Genomic DNA, 17,567 nt, shown 5'->3' with positions numbered 1-17,567 from the left:
AGGCACTCGGCCGGTGGCTGCCCTGCCCCCGCCGTTTCGGTGGCGGCCGAAGCGCACCGCGCTGCTGACCTCGGTCGTGCGGCACCTGGAGGAGCCCGCGGTCGGCGACGTGCTGGACGTGTTCGCGCTGCTCATGCAGTGAAGCTACCGACCGAACAAGCGCCCCAAGAACCCCACAGGCAAGCCGGACGACCCGAAGATCAAGTAGCCGTCACCATCCCCGGGGCTGGAAATTACGTGAGCGTGCGTCCACAGGGCGCAGGGCTTGGCAGCTGGCAGACTTCTGGGATGTTTCCTCAGCGCCCGTTCGCCTTGTCCAGCCCGCGCGTTCGTCTGGACCACAACCCCTCGCGCGCGCCGAGGGTTGTGGGCCGTGGTGGACGACGAGGTCTTCGCTAGCGGTTGCCCCGCGATTGATCTGAGGGTGTGCGACTTGGTCTGCGACAACCTTCCGTATCAGTTTCAGCGGCGTAGTACGAGACTGGCCATGCGTAGCCCCGGTACGGGTTCGTAGTCGGCGGCGCGGCTGAAGCCGAGCCTCTGGTAGAGCGTCACCGCGGGCCGGTTGTCTGCTCCGGTGCTGACCCTCACCTCACCGCTGTCGACGACCTCGGTGAGCAGGTGGTTCAGCAGCCGGGATGCCAGGCCGCGGCGAAACCAGACGGGGTCCACGCAGACCCGGTCGATGACGGTCACCCGCGGGTCGGTGCCGGCGTGGGTCTGCCAGGCCACGAAGGCCGCTACCCGACCGTCGCTGGTCATCGTGGCCAGCCAACGCAACGGGCGAGCCTGCATGTCCGGGAGGGATTCGTGCAGGGCGGGGATGCCGTCGAAGCCGATGAGGTCGGCCTCGACAGCGTAGGCGCGCCGGCCCACCTCGTGCACCGCGGCCGCGGTCGCCGTATCACTCAGATCCAGCTCGCGGATCAGCATGTTGGGCGGCGGCACGGCGGGGTCGGCCAGGTGATCGTCGGACATGCGCCGATGCTATCGGGCTGCCCGCGATTGATCGTGACGTGCTGAGGACCGCGCGGGTTCTTGAGGCGTGAAGATCGAGTAGGTCCGCACGGCCTTCGCTCATCCTGCCCACCGCGGCCCTCGCCGTGCCCGACCGGCCCGGCATCCGGCTGCGGACCCTGGCCGAAGTGTTCGCCTACGCCGTGGCCGAAGACGTCACCCTGCGCATCGACGGCACCGAGACCCAGGTTCGCCGCCCGCAGGCGCATTGCCCCGGACGCTGGGCGTTCGTCTCCGGCAAGCGCAAGCAGGACACCATCAAGGCCACCACGATCAGCGACCATCAGGGCCGCACCCTGTGGTCCGGCGCGCCGCGGCCCGGTCGGATGGACGACCAGACCGCCGTGCGCACCGAGGGCATCGCCGAGCGATTCCGCCGGCACCCCAGCGTCCAAGCCGAAGTCGACGAAGGCTACCGGGGCCTGGCCAACGAGTTTCCCGACCAGGTCAGTGCCCCGCCGAAGAAGCCGAAGGACTTCGACTACGCTCCGCTGACTGAACGGTACCGATGGCGAGAGATGCGCCGCCGCCAGTCCTCGCGCCGAATCTGCGTCGAACACGCCAACGCCGAAACGCGGCAATGGCGTCCACTGCAGCGCTACATCGCCGCCGCGAGGACTACGGCAACACCCATCAGGCCATCGCCGGCCTCGTCTCCGACCGCGCCGCCCAGCGGGTCACCCGGCACGAGACAAGCACCGACCTCGTACTCGTCCGCACGACGGCCTGCTGACTCATCCACCAACCGAAGCCCCAGGCCAGCACGGCCCAACGTCGATCGTGGGGCAACCCGTAAGTTGCCCTACGACTGTCCGCCGACGGTGCAGGTCATCGTCTGGGCGTTCTCCGCGCAGGCGGAGGTGGGTCGTCCCTTAGCGGAACGAGGGCCCGGGGATAACGTGCGGAGCTCTGTGCGGATTCCGGGCGTACTAGTGTGGACGTTCACGTAATTCCTCACGTCCACGGTCACGTTATTCCCCAGGGCGTGATCGTGTGAGGCCCGTTCCGACCCTGTTGAGCATCTGGCCGAGCAGGTGGAGAGCTCGGGCTGGTGTCGGTGCTCCGCGGGAGGTGCCCGTCCAGTAGGCGTCAGTGAGCGACTCGACGGTCGCGAGGGTCTGATCGTCGTTCTCGGCGGCCAGTACCAGGATGAAACGCACGTAGTCGCCGATGTCGGTCCCCTGTGGGTGCTGCTCGACGAAGCCCCGAAGCCGTGGGGTCAAGGCGGGCAGCGTGCGGGCAGTAGGGAACACCACGGCGAGGCCCGCGAGTGCCAGCCGAACTGCGGGACATTCGGCTGCCCATCGGGCGAGCAGGTCCGGTGTGCAGGACCGGACCGCCTCGCGGGCTCGGTCCTCGCTCTCCGGATCTGCATGCCGCGGTGAGTTGGGCCAGCAGTCGGCCAGGTGGCGGTCGGCGACAGTGGCCGTGCTGAACAGCAGGTCGATCGCTTCGAAACGCTGCTGTGGTGGCACCCGGTCATCGACGGCGAGGGCCGCCAGCAGGGGGACGCCGTCGGCGGTGCCAGGCTGGCAGGTGTCCTGGTGGAGGATCCCGTTGTAGAAGTCGCCGAGGAAGAACCTGTCATCCGTCCAGAACGGGTCGACCGGGGACTGGAACAACATCGCGGCCTGCGGCGGCCGCGGGTCTGTCAGACGGTCGGCGATGACGTCCCGGAAGACCCGCCGGATTGGCGGCTCGTCCGGCAGGTCGTTCCGGTCGGAGGTGTGCATGTTCATGGCCAGCGCAGCCTACTGCTGTGTGGATCAGTCAGCCTTGGCCGCCCCGGCAGGGCTCGTCCTGGGTCGCTTGTTGGGGCGGTAGCTGGGCCCGTTCATGATCACCTGGTGGCTGGTGTTGATGAGCCGGTCCAGGAGAGACTCGGCGACGACGGGGTTGGGGAAGAGGGGATACCAGTCGCTGGGCGCCCTGTTGCTGGTAATGATCAGCGAGCGTCCCTGCCGCTCGGAGACGAGTTCGTAGAGGTCGTCGGCCTGTGCCGCGGACAGCTGTCGCATGGCGAAGTCGTCGAGGATGAGGACGTCGGGACGGACGAGTTCGCGGATCCGCTTCTCCCAGGTGCGGTCCGCGTGACCGCCGGCTAGGTCGGCGAGGATGCGGCTGGTCTTGGCGAAACGGACGTGGGCGCCCTGGCGGACGGCGAGGTGGCCGAGGGCCTGGGCGATGTGGGTCTTCCCCACTCCGACCGGGCCGAAGAGGATGACCGACTCGCCGGCATGAAGCCAGCGCAGGGCACCCAGATCGCGGATCTGGGCGGCGGGCAGTTTCGATGAGGCGGTGAAGTCGAACTCCTCCAGAGTGACCTGCTGCTCGAACTTGGCCCGCTGCAGACGGCGTTGGAACGCGACGGTCTCCCGGCGGGTGATCTCGTCCTGGCAGAGAACCTGGAGGAAGTCGAGGTGACCGAGTTCGCCGCCATGGGCCTGGGCCAAGCGGGCGTCGAGGGTTTCCAGCATGCCGGAGAGTCGCAGGGCCTTGAGCGACTCCCGCAGGGCGGCGTCCATCACGGTCATCGGGCTTCCACCTCGGCTTCGTCGTGCACCTGGTCGTCGTGGTCGTCGTCCGTCGTGTCCGGGGTCGCGACGGTGGCGAAGAGCCGGGCAGGGCCATGGAGGAAGGCCGCGGCTCCGGCGTCTCCGCTGGTCTCGGGCTCGGGATCGGTCTCGGTGCCGGCGATGAGGATGCCCTTGATGGTGCGGTAGGACGGGTCGCCGACCGCGATGGCCCTCGCGCAGGCGGCCTCCAGACGCGTGTCGCCGTACTTCTTCCGCAGCCCGAGGACCCCCTGGGCAGCGCGGAGCCGATAGAGGACGTTGACCTCCAGCAGCTGGTCGACGACCTCGCGGCAGGCGTCGCCGACCTCGGACGCCTGGCTGCGGCACCAGACCGGCGTCCTCATCTGAAAGGCGATCTTCTCCGGCGGATAGTCACTCTTGTCGGTGCGTTTGCCCTGGTCAAGAGCGGTGTGGGTCTTGACCAAGGAACCGTCGTCGAAAACCTGGACCATAGTGGCGGTGGAGCGGACGTCGACGCGGCGGCCGATCAGCTTCCACGGCACCGAGTAGAGGGTGCGGCCGACCTTAATGTGGATGTCGGGGCCGACCGTGGCGGTCGACCAGCGGGCCAGCACGAACGGAGTCGGCGGCAGAGGCAGCAGTTCGGCCGCCTCCAGCGCGTCGAACACGGTCATCGGGGCTGCCCCGCCCAGCGGCCGGCACTTCCGCCGCCCGGCGACCTGCTGGCTCCAGGTCACGGCCTCGGCCTGCATGTGCTCGATCGAGGTGAACTCCCGCCCTCGCCAGAACGAGTCGCGGACATAGGGCATCGGCCGCTCGACCCGCGGCTTGTCCTTCGGCTTCGCCGCCCGGGCCGGATCGACCAACGCGCCGTAGTGCGTCGCGAGTTCGGCATACGCCTTGTTGATCTTCGGGTCGTAGAGGTCGGGCTTGTCGACGCCGGTCTTGAGGTTGTCCGGGACGAGCCGGCGCGGGACGCCGCCGAAGTAGCGGAAGGCCGCGACGTGCGCTTCCGTCCACGCGTGCTGGTCCAGGTGCAGCACCGGCCGGACGAACATGTGCCGCGAGCACGGCAGCACCATCACGAACGCCCAGACCCGGTGGCGTTTCCCGGTCCGCGGATCGATCCACGGCCCCAGAAAGCCGTAGTCGATCTGAGCCTCCGAACCGGGCTCGATGTCGTCGCGCAACACGGTGACCTGCGACTTCGCCACCTCATCCGGCAACGTCGCGTGCACCCAGCGACGGAACGAGGAGATCGACACCTGCAGTTTGTGCTCGTCACGGAGCCGCTGGTGGATCGTCGAGACGGTGACCGTTCCGAGCAGGCTCTTGATGTAGTCGCGGTGCTGGTCGATGTCCGGCCAGGTCACCTGCCTGAGCCGTCTGTCGATGAGCCCGGGGAACCACTCCTTGATCAGCTTCGACCAGTCGGCCTCGCTCATCGGCGGGCCGCCTGGGCTGATCCCGGCCGCTTCCGCCGGTGCCAGGTACTTCCTGACCGTCTTGCGGTCCACCCCCAGCGACGCGGCCAGCTCGCTCTTCGAGCGGCCCGCGTACCAGTGGACGTAGATCTCGGTGATGTCGACCACGACGAACGTTCTCCTCGCCATCCGGGCTGCCCATCGGCCATCCGAACCACGGGACGAGGAACTTGAGCAGCTCCGCGACGACCAGGTCCCTCGATCCCGACCTCCGCGCTACCCATGGCCAATTAGGAGAATTCGGCATGGGGAATTACATGACGCTCAAACCGCCCAACCTGGGGAAATACTTGATCGTCGACAATCGTGGACGGCACTCTGGTTCCCACCCGCGATCACGCGGTGGCGGAGCGGTCGAAGATATCTCATGTCGTCGGAGGTCAACTCAGTGTGTGGCAGCCTCACCTCCGATCCCAGTGGTCGGAGGTGAGGTGCCTCGTCTGTCGGAGCCACCCGATAGCATCGCGGCGCGTCATAAGGCGGACACCAGAGAGGGCCGAATATGCAGGTCGCCGGCGTGGAGATTCGGGTGAATCATCCGGTTCTGGCGCTGGGGTCGACCGACTGGCTGCCGGTGTTGGAACTGGGAGGCGAGGCCGCGGTCGGATGTGACACTCATGTGGCAATCCGGGTTCAGGCTCAGCTTCGGCTCATCAAGGTCCGGCTCTTCACCGATCCGCTCGACGAGGGGACAGGGCCGGATCCTTCCTTCACGACCGTCTTCGAGGGGCCGATCTCGTTGGCCGACGGACGGCTGGTCATCGGTGACGTCATGGGTGTGACGCGCTTCGTGAGCCTCATCGGTGAAGGGGGCAGACGGCAAATCCATGTCGCTGTTGACGAACCTGGCTGGAACGCGGCCGCAGTCGACATCTTCGTGGGCCCACGGCTTTAGGCAGCGCGCGCAACTGGCTGCCGGTCAGCCTGGCAGCGTCGGCCGGCGTGGGTGCGGCAGTCAGTGTCCGCGTACTTATCCAAGTGCTCCAGCGCGTACGAAGTTGCGTGCACCACTGATTGGTCTCAGCAAAGCCGCTCTCATGGACCGTTCCACTCACCGTAGTCTCGTGTCGTGGCAGACGAGCATGGGGCGACTGACGCCTTCAAGAACCGATGCACGAATGCGGCGCGGACGTTGGAGTCCTGCATCAGCTACTCCATCGAGCGCGTCTCGTTGGACGAGTCCAATGAGGACCGCAAGGACAACACACTGGACGTATGGCTGCGCGAGGGGCCGCGGAAGCCCGATGTGGTGGTCTCGCTGTCCAATCTCTACTCGGTTCGCCCGTGGGAACCCGGACTGGGTTTCTCCTTCATCGATGGGATTTTCCTCGTCCATCTGCCGAAGCTGCCGCTGCCCTGGCCCACTGAGGCGGTCGGTCGACTCGATCGCTCCGAGGGCCTGCCCGACCTGGTCTGGCTGAGGATCGCGGGACCGATCGAAGTCGATGCTGTGGCCGCGACCGTGACCGTTTACCAGGCGCAGAGCGATGATGCAGCCTCTGTGCTCCAGTGAAAGCCTGAAGCCGTTCGACGCCCAGGCAACAGCCACAGTTTGTTGAGACGACTGGTCAAGCGCTCAGGCGACCTCAGTTTCCCGTTCGATGGCGGCGAGGCGGTTTTTGAGCCGGTAGCTGGGGCCGTTGATGGAGATCACGTCGCAGTGGTGGAGGAGGCGGTCGAGGATGGCGGTGGCGAGGACCTCGTCGCCGAACACCTGCCCCCATTCACTGAAGGTCTTCCTGCCGCCCGGAGCCCCGGCGGCCCTTGCCTCTGTGTGCTGGTCTGCATCTGCCCGACCGAGCGTAGTCGGGGAGGCCCACTGACCGCGCGTCCCGTGCCGGGCACCGAACTTGAGCCGTCTTACTGAGGTCTGAGCATCGGCTGCGCCGCAGGCCAGAGGGGCGACGATGGCAGACAGAGCCCGCTGAGGCGTCGGGGGAATCGGCTCACGACGCAGCACTCGCCGCGGCACGCCTCGTGGAACCGCACAGTGCGCTCACCGACGCCTCTGCCCACGATGGCTGGTCGAAGCCTTCCAGCCGTACGTACCGGTTTGGGCATGCTGACCTTCGCTCGCCAGCACGACCGCACTGGGCCGCTGCTCTGATCCGGGGCATTCCTCCCGGTGTAATGCGATAGTCCGAACTCCGATCGTGACAGGAACCACTGACGGCTACGCCGCCCAGACGCGAGGCAGTCATCGCCCTGAGTTTGCTCGTCCCGCAGTCAGTCGCCTGCTGCAACAGCCCGCGTTTCATGCAGGACCCGACGGATGAGCGTTGACGACTCCGAACGGGACGTGGACGCTCGGGGTGACCGGTGCCGTGTCGTTCAGGTGGGAGACCTGGTCGTCGAAGAAGATGTGCGGGTCGAGGGCGCTCATCACGGCGGCCTTGTCGATGCCGCCAAGGAAGAAAGCGTCGTTGACGCGCAGGCCCCACTGCTTGAGGCTCCGCACGGCTCGTTCGTGTGCGGGGGCGTCCCGGGCGGTGACCAGGGACACCCGGAGGCGGGGCTGGTAGGCGGGATCCTTGCTGCGCTCCTCCTCTTCGCGGCGCTGGATGCGGTTGATGCCTGCAAGGAACTCCTTCAAAGGGCCGGGGTCGTGAGGGGTGGTCACGTTGAGGACCTCGTACGCGCGGAACCCCTCGATGCCGGCGGTTCGGAAGACCTGCTCGGAGGAGTCGCCGGCCAGTACGCCGTCGAAGTCGAAGGCGATGCGGAGTTCCTGGTCGGCTTCGTCATCGACCCGTTCTGTCGCGAGTACGTGCCCCGCCGGCATGCCGTCGGTCACCGCTTCCCGAACGTCGGATCCGTTGGCCGAGAGGAACAAGGACATGCTCAAGGCGGGCATGAAGCGGTGTGACGGCCGGCCCTGCTGGAAGACGGCCCGACTGATGTGCAGGCCGTGCGCCGCGATGGAACGCATGACGCGGAGTCCGGTGTCCGGGTCGTTGCGCGACAGGATGATGACCTCGACCAGCGGATCGGACGGATCCGCGAGATCGTTGAGCGACAGCAGGCGCCGGACGAAGGGGAAGGCAACTCCCTTGGCCAGGACATCGTCCACATGGGCCTCTTGGTAGGACCGGTACACGTCCTCGCCCTGCTCCCGGAAGACCGCGTCGCAGTCGGTGAGGTCGAAGAGGGCGCTCGAGGCGATGTCGATGACGAGGCGGTCGGACAGGTCGTATTTCATCTCGCCCCCTGCTGGCACACGTGCAACATTGAGAGGGTTATCTCCTGTTCGAATATGCCGAAAACATGTGCGGCCTCTGCTCGGTGACCAGCTGAGCTTCGGGCGGCCGTGTCTCGTTCGTCCGGACAATGGACGGCGGTCGTCGCCCAGCGTGCACCCGGCCTAGGGTGGCCGGGCAGCTGGTTCGCCCCGTCCGCCAGGCGGGATGCGTCGTTGGGAACCCGGTGGGAATCCGGGACTGCCCGGCAGCGGTGAGCGGGAACGAGGACCGGCAGTGAGCCCGGCTGCACTCTCTTGCCGCCGAGTCAAGACGCCGAACAGGAATGAAGCGGCATCAGGCTGTGGACCGCCAGGCTGGCTGGCTCCGCATACCTGTCCGGGGAACTTTTGCGGCGCCGAGGCGTGTCGGACCCGGAGCAGGCCCTCATCGTGGGCAGTGAAGCCCTTCCCAGCTGGCGGAGGATCCCGGGGGGCGGAGGTGCGTCAGTACGTTGGGGCCTCGGTGCTTGATGGTGCTCACGAGGGCGCGGCCTTGGTTTGAAACGGTCACATGCCGGCCGGCGGAGGGTAGGGAGGTCGCTATGGGTTCAAGTGGCTCTGACCTGCAATGTTTCTTGCTAGCAGGGTGTACCGTGCACCCAGAACCGGTGATAGCCCAGCGCCTCCACCTCCTGGGCCAGGCGCACCGTGTCGCGCAGCGCCCGGGCGCCGTCCTCGCCCTCCCGCGTACGGGAGCGGTCGAGCACCGAGAAGCGGATGCCGCGGATCGTGTCGAGTGACGTCGTCATGCTGCTCACCCCCGTTCCAACGCCTTCCGGCGCGGAGGATTCCCGCCGAGCGTGACGGCCGGGTGGTGTCAGCGGCCGTGTCTACGCTGAGGGAGTGACCCGACAGCACCGGCCCGTGGCCGTCTTCGACCTCGACAACACCCTCGCCTCGACCGCGCACCGGCAGCACTTCCTGGAGGGGAGGCCCCGCGACTGGGACGGTTTCTTCGCCGCCGCGCCCAAGGACCCGCCGCTGCGGGAGGGGGTCGCGCTGTGCCGGGAGAGCGCCGAGGACTGCGATGTCGTCTATCTCACCGGGCGGCCCGAGCGCTGCCGCCGGACACCCTCGACTGGCTCGCCGCGCACGGACTGCCCGAGGGGCCGGTGCACATGCGGCGGGACCGGGACTTCCGCCCGGCCCGCCAGACCAAGCTGGAGGTGCTGCGCCGTCTCGCGCGCGACCGCGAGGTACGGATGCTCGTCGACGACGACGAGCTGGTCTGCGACGCCGCCGAGTCGGCCGGCTTCACGGTGGTACGGGCCCGCTGGGCGGCGCCGTCCGAGGCCCTGAAGGAGGCGCAGGAGACGGAGGGCCGGACCTGACGAGGGGTGGGGTGCGGGGCGCCGGGGGCGGGGGTGGACGGCGCCGACCCGGGGCCCGGGTGCGGTGGGGCCGGGTGCGGCGGAACCGTCCTGGCCTCCGTCCCCTGGCGGGCGCCGCGTCGTCGCGGTGCCCGCACCCCGCCCCGTAACGCCTGAGCCCGCCCTCAGCCCTCCTCGTCCAGGCGGAAGCCGACCTTCAGGCCCACCTGGTAGTGCTCGATCGCGCCGTCGACGAGATGGCCGCGCACCTCCGTGACCTCGAACCAGTCCAGACCCCTCAAGGTCTGCGAGGCCCGTTCGATTCCGTTGCGGATGGCCTGGTCGACGCCCTCGGTGGACGTGCCGACGATCTCGGTGACGCGATAGGTGTGGTTCGACATGGGAGCCGGACTCCTCTCGGTGCCCTCGGTGCGGTCTCCTCCACCGTGCCCCAGACAGGGCGGGTCCGCGACACGTCCGCGTCCGGGCCGGGGAGGGGGACGGGCATGGGGAGACGAGCGAGACGGAGATGGTCAAGGACTTGACCATCCGCATTGGTCCAGACCAGAATCCAGGCCACATACCCGCGCGAACCTCCCGTCAGGTCCCCCCACACGTCGGGTCAGCCCCCATGACATCGCCCCCACCAGGGCGCCATGCACTGGACCGAAGAAGGTGACCCACGTGAAGAACCGCCGTCTCGTCTGTCCGCTGGCCGTCGTGTCCGCCCTCGCCCTCGCCGGCTGCGGACTCCTCCCCGGTGGCGGCCCCAAGTCCCGCACGGTGAACCTGTGGCTGATGCGAGACAGCGTCAGCGACGACTTCCTCCAGCGCTTCACCGAGTCCTTCGAGGCCGAGCACGACGGCATCGAACTGGAGGTCACCATCCAGGAGTGGACCGGCATCGGCAAGAAGGTCACCGAGGCCATCACCGGCGAGGGCAGCCCCGACGTCATCGAGGTCGGCAACACCCAGGTCGCGCAGTACGCCGACACCGACAAGCTCTACGACCTCACCCTGGAGTCGGTCCGCGACCTCGGCAGCGAGGACTGGCTGCCCGGTCTCGCCGTGCCCGGCAGCATCGACGGCGCGCAGTACGGCATCCCCTGGTACGCCGCCAACCGCATCGTCATCTACAACAAGGACCTGTTCGCCGCGGCCGGGGTCAAGCCGCCGAAGGACCGCGACGAGTGGCTCGACGACACGGCCGAGCTCAACGACGGCGGCACCCAGGGCATCTACCTGGCCGGACAGGACTGGTACACCCTCTCCGGCTTCATCTGGGACGAGGGCGGCGACCTCGCCGTCGACAAGGGCGGTGCCTGGGTCGGTGCGCTCGACAGCCCGGCGTCCCTGCGCGGCATGGACTTCTACAAGCGCCTCCAGGCCCTCGGCAAGGGCCCCAAGGACGCCGACGAGCAGACCCCGCCGCAGGCCGAGGTGTTCGCCAGGGGCGACGTCGCGCAGATGATCGCCGCGCCGAGTGCCATCGCTGCCATCACCAAGGCCAACCCCGAACTCAAGGACAAACTGGGCTTCTTCCCCATCCCGGGCAAGAAGGCCGGCCGGCCCTGCGCCGTCTTCACCGGCGGCTCCGACCTGATCATCCCGGAGAACGCGCCCGACCGGACCGCCGCGCTCGACGTCGTCAAGGCCCTCGCAGGCGAGAAGTGGCAGGGCGAACTCGCCCGCGCCATGAACTACGTCCCCAACAAGGCCTCCCTCGCGTCCGTCGTGGCCGGCCAGGAGGCCACCGCGACCATGGCGGTCGGCGCCGCCCGCGGCCGCGCCACCCCCAACTCCCCGCAGTGGGCCGACGTCGAGGCCGACAACCCGATCAAGCCCTACATGACGGCGGTGCTGTCGGGCGACGACCCGCGGCAGGCGGCGAGGGCCGCGTCCGAGGAGATCACGGACACGCTGGCGGAGTAGGCGGAGTAGGCGGAGTGGAGTAGGGGGAGCGGGGGCGCCCCGTTTCCGCCGACAGGGCGGTCACGCCCGGCCGTACGGCCGGGCCCACGCCGGGCCGCACCTGGCCGCGCGGCGAAGCGCCGGTCAGGCCGTCCACTCCGCCGGACGGGCGGAGCACGGCCCGTCCGGGTTCGCCTCACCCGTCGGGCGGGCCGGCACCCGACCCCGTCGGGCCGCACCGGGTTCCGCGGCGAACCGCCCAGCCCACGCCGGGCCGCACCCGCCCGCGCCGCGCCCCGCGGCCACGCGCCGGTCACCTCGCCCGCTCCGCCCACCATTCAGCGCCTCCACACCAACCGGTCCCCGTCCGGTCACGTCGAATCCAGTCGGTCGCGGAAGAAACGAAGGGCCGGGCCACCGCTCGCACGGCCCGGCTCCGACCGTCCCCGTTCGCACCGCCGGAGGAGCCCGACATGGCCGCCGTTCCCCTCGCCCAGCCCGTCGCCGAACCCTCGGCCGTCCCCCTCGCCGCGATCCCGCCCCAGCCGCAGCCCCAGCCCCAGCCGCAGGCCGGCGCCGCGCCGCAGCCCCGGTACGTGGTGGAGCTGGCCAGGACCCAGGAGGACGTCCGCGCCGCCCAGCGGCTGCGCCACCTGGTGTTCGCCGGCGAGATGGGCGCCCGCCTCGACGGACCCGAGCCCGGCCTCGACAGCGACGCGTTCGACGCGTACTGCGACCACCTGCTCGTACGCCAGGAGGACACCGGCGAGGTCGTCGGCACGTACCGGGTCCTCCCGCCCGAGCGGGCCGCCGTCGCCGGCCGGCTCTACTCGGAGAGCGAGTTCGACCTCACCCGGCTCGCCCCCATCCGCCACGACCTGGTCGAGGTCGGCCGCTCCTGCGTCCACCCCGCCCACCGCAACGGCGCCGTCATCGCCCTCGTCTGGGCCGGCCTCGCCCGCTACATGACCCGCACCGGACACAACTGGCTGGCTGGCTGCTGCTCCGTGCCGCTCGCCGACGGCGGCACGCTCGCCGCCGCCACCTGGGAGACGGTCAAGGCCAAGAACCTCGCCCCCGAGGAGTACTGGGTCACCCCGCACCGCCTGTGGACCCCCGAGGGCGTCACCCCGGCCGAGGGCCGCGTCGAACTGCCCCCGCTGCTCCGCGGCTACCTGCGGCTCGGCGCCTGGGTCTGCGGCGCGCCCGCGCACGACCCCGACTTCGGCGTCGCCGACCTCTACGTGCTGCTCTCGCTCGGCCGCACCAACCCCCGCTATCTGCGCCACTTCCTCTCGCTCGCCCCGGCCCGGTGAGCACCCCGGCCGTCTCGCCGTGGCTCCCCACGGCGCCGTGCACACCCGGCCGGTGCGCCGCCCACCCCGGTGCCGCCGCCCCGCGCGGCGGCGCCGTCGCGGGCGCCCTCCGGCTGGCCACCGGCCTCGCGACCGTGCTCCTGGGCGTGCTGCTCTCCCCGCTCGCGGCGCCGCTGCCGGCCGCGGGGCGCCACTTCCTGGTACGGCTCTGGTGCCGGTCCGTGCTGCGTGCCTTCGGCGTACGGGTCCGGGTCACCGGCCGGCCCGTGCCGGGCCCCGGGCCGCTGCTCGTGGTCGCCAACCACATCTCGTGGCTGGACATCCCGCTGGTCGCGGCCGTGCTTCCGGGGCGGATGCTCGCCAAGCGGGAGGTGCGCGGCTGGCCCGTGCTCGGCCCGCTCGCGGCGCTCGGCGGCACCGTCTTCATCGACCGCGACCGGCTGAAGAGCCTGCCCGCCACCGTGGCCGCCATGTCCGGCGCGCTCGCCGCCGGCGGCCGGGTGGTCGTCTTCCCGGAGGGCTCCACCTGGTGCGGCCGCGCCCGCGGCGCCTTCCGCCCGGCCGCCTTCCAGGCCGCCGTCGACACCGGCACCGACATCCAGCCCGTCCGCATCACCTACACCCCGGTCGGCCCCGCCGGCTACGTCGGCGAGGACTCGCTGGGCGCGTCGCTGTGGCGCATCGCGACGACACGCGGCCTCGTCGCCGAGATCCGGCTCATGGAGCCGCTCTCGCCGGTGGGAGATGCGGAAGGCCGCGGGCCGGGCGGCCGTGCCGCGGAGCGGCCGGCATCGGACTCCCTGGCCGCGGACCTGTACCCCTCGGACCGCCGCGCCGCAGACCGACGGTCTGCGCCCCGGCGCGCCCTCGATTCCCAGGACCCGGGTCCCCGGATCCCGGACCCTCAGCTCCCGGACCGCCGAGCCTCGGAGCGGCAGGCACCGGACTCCCGGGCGTCGGACCGCCGGGCCGCGGACGTGGGCGCCCAAGACGCCTGGGCGTCGGCTCGCCGGATTGCGGACCCGCAGTCCTCGGACCGCCGAGCCGGGGATTCCCAGGTCCTGGGTCCTCGGATCCCGGACCCTCAGTCCCCGGGTCGTCGGGGCCCGGGGTGGCAGGACTGCCCGGGCGCGGAGTCCCGGGCGCCGGACTGCCGGGCCGCGGACCTGCGTGCCGCGGATTCCCAGGTCCTGGGTCCTCGGATCGCGGACTCTCAGTCCCCGGGGAGTCGGGGCCCGGGGTGGCAGGGCTCCCCGGGCACGGACTGCCGGACCGCGGACCTGCGTGCCGCGGATTCTCAGGACCCGGGTCCCCGGATCTCGGGTTCCCGGACCCTGGACCCTCAGGCCTTGGACCACCGGACCGTGGCTCCCCGGATCCCGGCCCCTGTGTCCCCGGACCGCCGGACGGCGGCCCCCCAGCCCCAGGATCCTCAGTCCCGGGGTCCCCGGGCCGAGAACCCCCAGGCCCCGGACCGTGGGGTGCCCGAACGCCGGACCCCGGGCGGGCGGACCTCAGGCCCCCGGACCCGGGACCCGCGTGTGCCGGCCCGCCGGGTGCTGGCTCGGGCCGCCGAGGCCGCCGTCGGCCTTGGCCTTGTCGCTGCGGGGGCCGGCCGGGGCGCCTCGGCCGGCCCTGCCGCGGCCCCGCTCGCAGCGATCCTCGTTCAGACCACCGTCGCCAGCGAGAGCGCGAACCGCCCCTGTTCGTCCGTCCACCAGCGGGCCAGTGCGAAGCCCGCGGCCGCGAGCTCCGCCCGTACCCCTTCCTGACGGAACTTCGCCGAGACCTCCGTCCGCAGCTCCTCGCCCGCCTCGAACGGGACCACCAGATCCAGCTCCGGGATCTTCACCGCGAGCGCGTGGCGCGCCCGCAGGCGCATCTCGATCCATTCGTGGGCCGGGTCCCACAGCGCCACGTGCTCGAAGGCGGCCGGGTCGGCGTCGGCGCCGAGTTCGCGGTTGACGACGGCGAGCACGTTCTTGTTGAAGGCGGCCGTCACCCCGGCCGCGTCGTCGTACGCGGCGACCAACGTCGCCTCGTCCTTCACCAGGTCCGTGCCGAGCAGCAGCGCGTCGCCCGGCGTCAGCATCGCGCGGACCGCCCCCAGGAACGCGCGGCGTTCCTCCGGAAGGAGATTGCCGATGGTGCCGCCGAGGAACGCCACCAGCCGCGGGCCGGTGGTCGGCGGCAGGTCGAGGCCCTGGGTGAAGTCCGCGACCAGGGCGTGCACCCGCAGGCCGGGCCGTTCGGCGAGCAGGGCCTCGCCCGCGCCCTTGAGGGCGGACTCGCTCACGTCCACGGGGACGTACGACTCCAGACCGGGCAGCAGCGCGTCGAGCAGATGGCGGGTCTTGTCCGAGGAGCCGGAACCGAGCTCCACCAGGGTCCGGGCCCCGGTGGCGGCCGCGATCTCGGGGGCGCGGGTGATGAGGATCTCGCGCTCCGCACGCGTCGGGTAGTACTCCGGCAGGCGGGTGATCTCCTCGAACAGCTCGCTGCCGCGCGCGTCGTAGAACCACTTCGGCGGCAGCTCCTTGGGCGTACGGGTCAGGCCGTGCAGCACATCGGCGCGCAGCGCGGCCTCCGTGGCGTGCTCGGCGAGGGTGCGGGTCAGCTGGAACGGGCTCACGGGGAGGGCTCCTCGATCGGGGAGAGGGTGACGCCGCCGGGACCGGTGGTGAGGACCGTGCGGTCCGGCACCTCGGTCCAGGACGGATCGTCGTCGTACGGTTCGGAGGCCACGACCGTCCGGCCGGGCCCGGTCAGGTACCAGAGCGAGTCCCCCCACGTGGTGGCGGCGACGGTCGAGCCGTCGGTGAGCAGCAGGTTGAGCCGGGCGCCGGGCGCCGCCCCGGCGACCTCCCGCACGGTCGCGGCGAGCGCGTCGCCGGGCGCGGTCCCGGCGCGCAGCCGGTGCAGGACCAGCGCCCAGACGAACGCCGAGTCGGTGCGGGCCGCCAGGTCGAGGAGCGCCGCCGCCGGCAGGGTCGCCGCGACCGGCGCGAGCGAACCGGGCCAGCCGGGCACCGCCCCGTTGTGGCTGAACAGCCAGCGGTCGGCCGCGAAGGGCGCCGCCGCGGCCTCCCCGTCCGCCCCGGGCAGGGTCGCGCCCCGGACGGCGGCGAGCAGCGCCCGGGTGCGCACCACCCGGGCGAGGTCGGCGAAGCCGGGATCGCCCCAGATGGGCGCCGCACGCCGGTAGCGGGCGGGCACCGGATCGCCGTCCGCGTACCAGCCGACACCGAAGCCGTCCGCGTTCACGGTCCCGCTGGCCTGGGTGCGCGGAGCCCAGGACTGGTGCTCCAGGGAGTGCGGCGGCCGCAGCAGCAGGTCGCCGAGCGCCACCGGCGCGCCGACGAACGCGAGATGCCGGCACATCAGGCGGACTCCGCGGCACGGGTGTCACGGGCGTCACGGGTGTCACGGACGCCACGGGCGTCATGGGCGTCACCGGCGTCACGGGCGGTGCGGAACCCGGCGAAGATCTGCCGCCGCACCGGAAGGTCCCAGTTGCGGAAGGTGCCACGGCAGGCCACCGGGTCGACGGCGAACGAGCCGCCGCGCAGCACCTTGTGCTCGGGGCCGAAGAAGACCTCCGAGTACTCCTTGTACGGGAAGGCCGTGAAGCCCGGGTACGGCAGGAAGTCGCTCGCCGTCCACTCCCACACGTCGCCGATCAGCTGGCGCACCCCGAGCGGCGAGGCCCCCTCCGGATAGCTTCCGGCGGGCGCGGGTCCCAGGTGCCGCTGTCCCAGGTTGGCGTGTACGGGGGTGGGGTCGGCGTCGCCCCACGGGTAGCGGCGGGACCGGCCGGTCGCCGGGTCGTGGCGGGCGGCCTTCTCCCACTCGGCCTCGGTGGGCAGCCGGCGCCCCGCCCAGCGCGCGTAGGCGTCCGCCTCGTACCAGCTGACGTGCAGCACCGGCTCGTCCTCGGCGACCGGCTCGGTCACCCCGAAGCGGCGGCGCAGCCACTGCCCGCCCTCCCGGCGCCAGAACAGCGGCGCCTCGATGCCGTGCCGGCGGATCTGGTCCCAGCCCTCGGCCCGCCACCAGCGCTCGTCGTGGTAGCCGCCGTCGGCCATGAAGGCCTGATAGGCGCCGTTGGTGACGGGCACGGTGTCGATGTGGAAGGAGGCCACGATCCGGGTGTGCGCCGGGCGTTCGTTGTCCAGGGCCCACGGCTCGTCCGAGGTTCCCATGGTGAACGGGCCGCCGGGGACGAGGACTTCGGACTCGGTGAGCGGCTCCGCGGCCGTGACCGGCGGGGGAGGGGCGGTGAGTGCCGCCGGTCCCTTGCGGAGCTGATGGGTGATCAGCATCGTCTCGTCGTGCTGCTGTTCGTGCTGCGCGATCATGCCGAAGGCGAAGGCCGCGTCGACCAGCGGACGCCCTTCGAGCCGGGTGGCGCCGAGGATGCCGAGGACCCGGTCGCGTACGTCCGCCGCGTACGCCCGCGCCTCGGCCGGGGCGAGCAGCGGCAGTGACGGGCGGCTGGCGCGCGGGTGCTGGAAGGCGTCGTACATCGAGTCGATCTCGGGGCGCAGCGCCTCGCGGCCGGCGACGGCCCGCCACAGCCACTGCTCCTCCTGATTGCCGATGTGCGCCAGGTCCCACACGAGCGGCGACATCAACGGCGAGTGCTGGGCGGTGAGTTCGGAGTCCTCGACGCAGGAGGTGAGCAGCGCGGTGCGCGCCCGCGCGGCGTCGAGGACGGCCACCGTCCGCCGCCGCAGCTCCCCCTCGTCGAGCCC

At 70.9% G+C, this 17,567-nt stretch carries 16 protein-coding genes, 3 pseudogenes and 1 riboswitch; of the genes and pseudogenes, 8 read left to right on the top strand and 11 right to left on the bottom strand.

Annotated elements, in window-relative coordinates:
• The first annotated feature begins 13 nt into the window (after positions 1–13).
• Positions 14–142, top strand: coding sequence for a hypothetical protein (locus AB0C73_RS05440; RefSeq protein WP_362524875.1), 129 nt, complete (start codon positions 14–16; stop codon positions 140–142).
• A gap of 320 nt (positions 143–462) precedes the next feature.
• Here AB0C73_RS05440 and AB0C73_RS05435 read toward each other — a convergent pair whose 3' ends face one another.
• Positions 463–978: a GNAT family N-acetyltransferase gene (locus AB0C73_RS05435; protein WP_362524873.1), complete on the bottom strand. Its 516-nt coding sequence runs from the start codon at positions 976–978 to the stop codon at positions 463–465.
• Positions 979–1,145: 167 nt separating this feature from the next.
• On the opposite strand from AB0C73_RS05435, the gene AB0C73_RS05430 reads away from it, so the two are divergent.
• Positions 1,146–1,967 carry a transposase family protein gene (locus AB0C73_RS05430; RefSeq protein WP_362524870.1) on the top strand — a complete coding sequence of 274 codons (822 nt, stop codon included), beginning with the start codon at positions 1,146–1,148 and terminating at the stop codon, positions 1,965–1,967.
• A 21-nt stretch (positions 1,968–1,988) separates the two neighbouring features.
• On the opposite strand, the gene AB0C73_RS05425 is transcribed toward AB0C73_RS05430, so the two are convergent.
• Genes AB0C73_RS05425 through istA form a run of 3 tightly spaced genes read right to left on the bottom strand, consistent with a single transcriptional unit; the run spans position 1,989 to position 5,146 of the window.
• Positions 1,989–2,756, bottom strand: a complete 768-nt coding sequence (locus AB0C73_RS05425; RefSeq protein ID WP_362524867.1) for a hypothetical protein — start codon at positions 2,754–2,756, stop codon at positions 1,989–1,991.
• Between the two features lie 27 nt (positions 2,757–2,783).
• On the bottom strand, positions 2,784–3,551 hold the full coding sequence (gene istB, locus AB0C73_RS05420; RefSeq protein ID WP_362524865.1) for an IS21-like element helper ATPase IstB: 768 nt from the start codon (positions 3,549–3,551) through the stop codon (positions 2,784–2,786).
• Positions 3,548–5,146: an IS21 family transposase gene (istA, locus tag AB0C73_RS05415; RefSeq protein ID WP_362524862.1), complete on the bottom strand. Its 1,599-nt coding sequence runs from the start codon at positions 5,144–5,146 to the stop codon at positions 3,548–3,550. The genes istB and istA overlap by 4 nt, the downstream gene beginning before the upstream one ends.
• Before the next feature lie 394 nt (positions 5,147–5,540).
• Between istA and AB0C73_RS05410 the strand changes: the two genes are divergently transcribed.
• Both AB0C73_RS05410 and AB0C73_RS05405 read left to right on the top strand, forming a co-directional pair.
• Entirely contained in the window at positions 5,541–5,933 is a 393-nt protein-coding gene (locus tag AB0C73_RS05410; RefSeq protein WP_362524859.1) for a hypothetical protein, read from the top strand.
• A gap of 174 nt (positions 5,934–6,107) precedes the next feature.
• The gene (locus tag AB0C73_RS05405) at positions 6,108–6,551 is read left to right on the top strand and encodes a hypothetical protein (RefSeq protein ID WP_362524856.1); all 444 of its coding nucleotides are present in this window, start codon (positions 6,108–6,110) and stop codon (positions 6,549–6,551) included.
• Positions 6,552–6,614: 63 nt separating this feature from the next.
• Here AB0C73_RS05405 and AB0C73_RS05400 read toward each other — a convergent pair.
• The 3 genes and pseudogenes from AB0C73_RS05400 to AB0C73_RS05390 all read right to left on the bottom strand — a co-directional run.
• Positions 6,615–6,776 (bottom strand): annotated as a pseudogene (locus AB0C73_RS05400) (ATP-binding protein); the annotation flags it as partial.
• A gap of 516 nt (positions 6,777–7,292) precedes the next feature.
• On the bottom strand, positions 7,293–8,237 hold the full coding sequence (locus AB0C73_RS05395) for a 5'-nucleotidase (RefSeq protein WP_362524853.1): 945 nt from the start codon (positions 8,235–8,237) through the stop codon (positions 7,293–7,295).
• Positions 8,238–8,457: 220 nt separating this feature from the next.
• Positions 8,458–8,521: riboswitch (cobalamin riboswitch) on the top strand.
• Between the two features lie 351 nt (positions 8,522–8,872).
• A pseudogene (locus AB0C73_RS05390) lies at positions 8,873–9,025 on the bottom strand (LLM class flavin-dependent oxidoreductase); the annotation flags it as partial.
• Positions 9,026–9,119: 94 nt separating this feature from the next.
• On the opposite strand from AB0C73_RS05390, the pseudogene AB0C73_RS05385 reads away from it, so the two are divergent.
• Positions 9,120–9,607, top strand: a pseudogene (locus AB0C73_RS05385) (hypothetical protein).
• Between the two features lie 164 nt (positions 9,608–9,771).
• On the opposite strand, the gene AB0C73_RS05380 reads toward AB0C73_RS05385, so the two are convergent.
• A complete protein-coding gene (locus AB0C73_RS05380) occupies positions 9,772–9,987 on the bottom strand; it encodes a dodecin (RefSeq protein ID WP_362524850.1) in 216 nt (71 codons plus the stop codon).
• Positions 9,988–10,270: 283 nt separating this feature from the next.
• Between AB0C73_RS05380 and AB0C73_RS05375 the strand changes: the two genes are divergently transcribed.
• From AB0C73_RS05375 to AB0C73_RS05365, 3 genes are all read left to right on the top strand, one after another.
• Positions 10,271–11,518 (top strand): extracellular solute-binding protein, encoded by a 1,248-nt coding sequence (locus AB0C73_RS05375; RefSeq protein WP_362524848.1) that lies wholly within the window; start codon positions 10,271–10,273, stop codon positions 11,516–11,518.
• A 452-nt stretch (positions 11,519–11,970) separates the two neighbouring features.
• Positions 11,971–12,813: a GNAT family N-acyltransferase gene (locus AB0C73_RS05370; protein ID WP_362524846.1), complete on the top strand. Its 843-nt coding sequence runs from the start codon at positions 11,971–11,973 to the stop codon at positions 12,811–12,813.
• Entirely contained in the window at positions 12,810–14,585 is a 1,776-nt protein-coding gene (locus AB0C73_RS05365) for a 1-acyl-sn-glycerol-3-phosphate acyltransferase (protein ID WP_362524843.1), read from the top strand. The genes AB0C73_RS05370 and AB0C73_RS05365 overlap by 4 nt, the downstream gene beginning before the upstream one ends.
• Here the strand turns inward: AB0C73_RS05365 and egtD are convergent.
• From egtD to egtB, 3 genes are read right to left on the bottom strand one after another with little or no spacing between them, the layout of a single operon-like run.
• Complete coding sequence (egtD, locus tag AB0C73_RS05360) at positions 14,480–15,445, bottom strand: L-histidine N(alpha)-methyltransferase (RefSeq protein WP_362524841.1); 966 nt, start codon at positions 15,443–15,445, stop codon at positions 14,480–14,482. The genes AB0C73_RS05365 and egtD overlap by 106 nt on opposite strands.
• Positions 15,442–16,194 carry an ergothioneine biosynthesis protein EgtC gene (gene egtC, locus AB0C73_RS05355; protein ID WP_362524839.1) on the bottom strand — a complete coding sequence of 251 codons (753 nt, stop codon included), beginning with the start codon at positions 16,192–16,194 and terminating at the stop codon, positions 15,442–15,444. The genes egtD and egtC overlap by 4 nt, the downstream gene beginning before the upstream one ends.
• Entirely contained in the window at positions 16,194–17,549 is a 1,356-nt protein-coding gene (gene egtB, locus AB0C73_RS05350) for an ergothioneine biosynthesis protein EgtB (RefSeq protein WP_362525581.1), read from the bottom strand. Before egtB ends, egtC begins: the two co-directional genes overlap by 1 nt.
• Between the last annotated feature and the right edge of the window lie 18 nt (positions 17,550–17,567).

The sequence above is a fragment of the Streptomyces sp. NPDC048623 genome, assembly GCF_040650755.1.
In the GTDB taxonomy this organism is placed as follows: Bacteria; Actinomycetota; Actinomycetes; order Streptomycetales; family Streptomycetaceae; genus Streptomyces.
The sequence above is the reverse complement of the archived record's forward strand: the minus strand, read 5'-3'. Positions and strand labels throughout refer to the sequence as shown.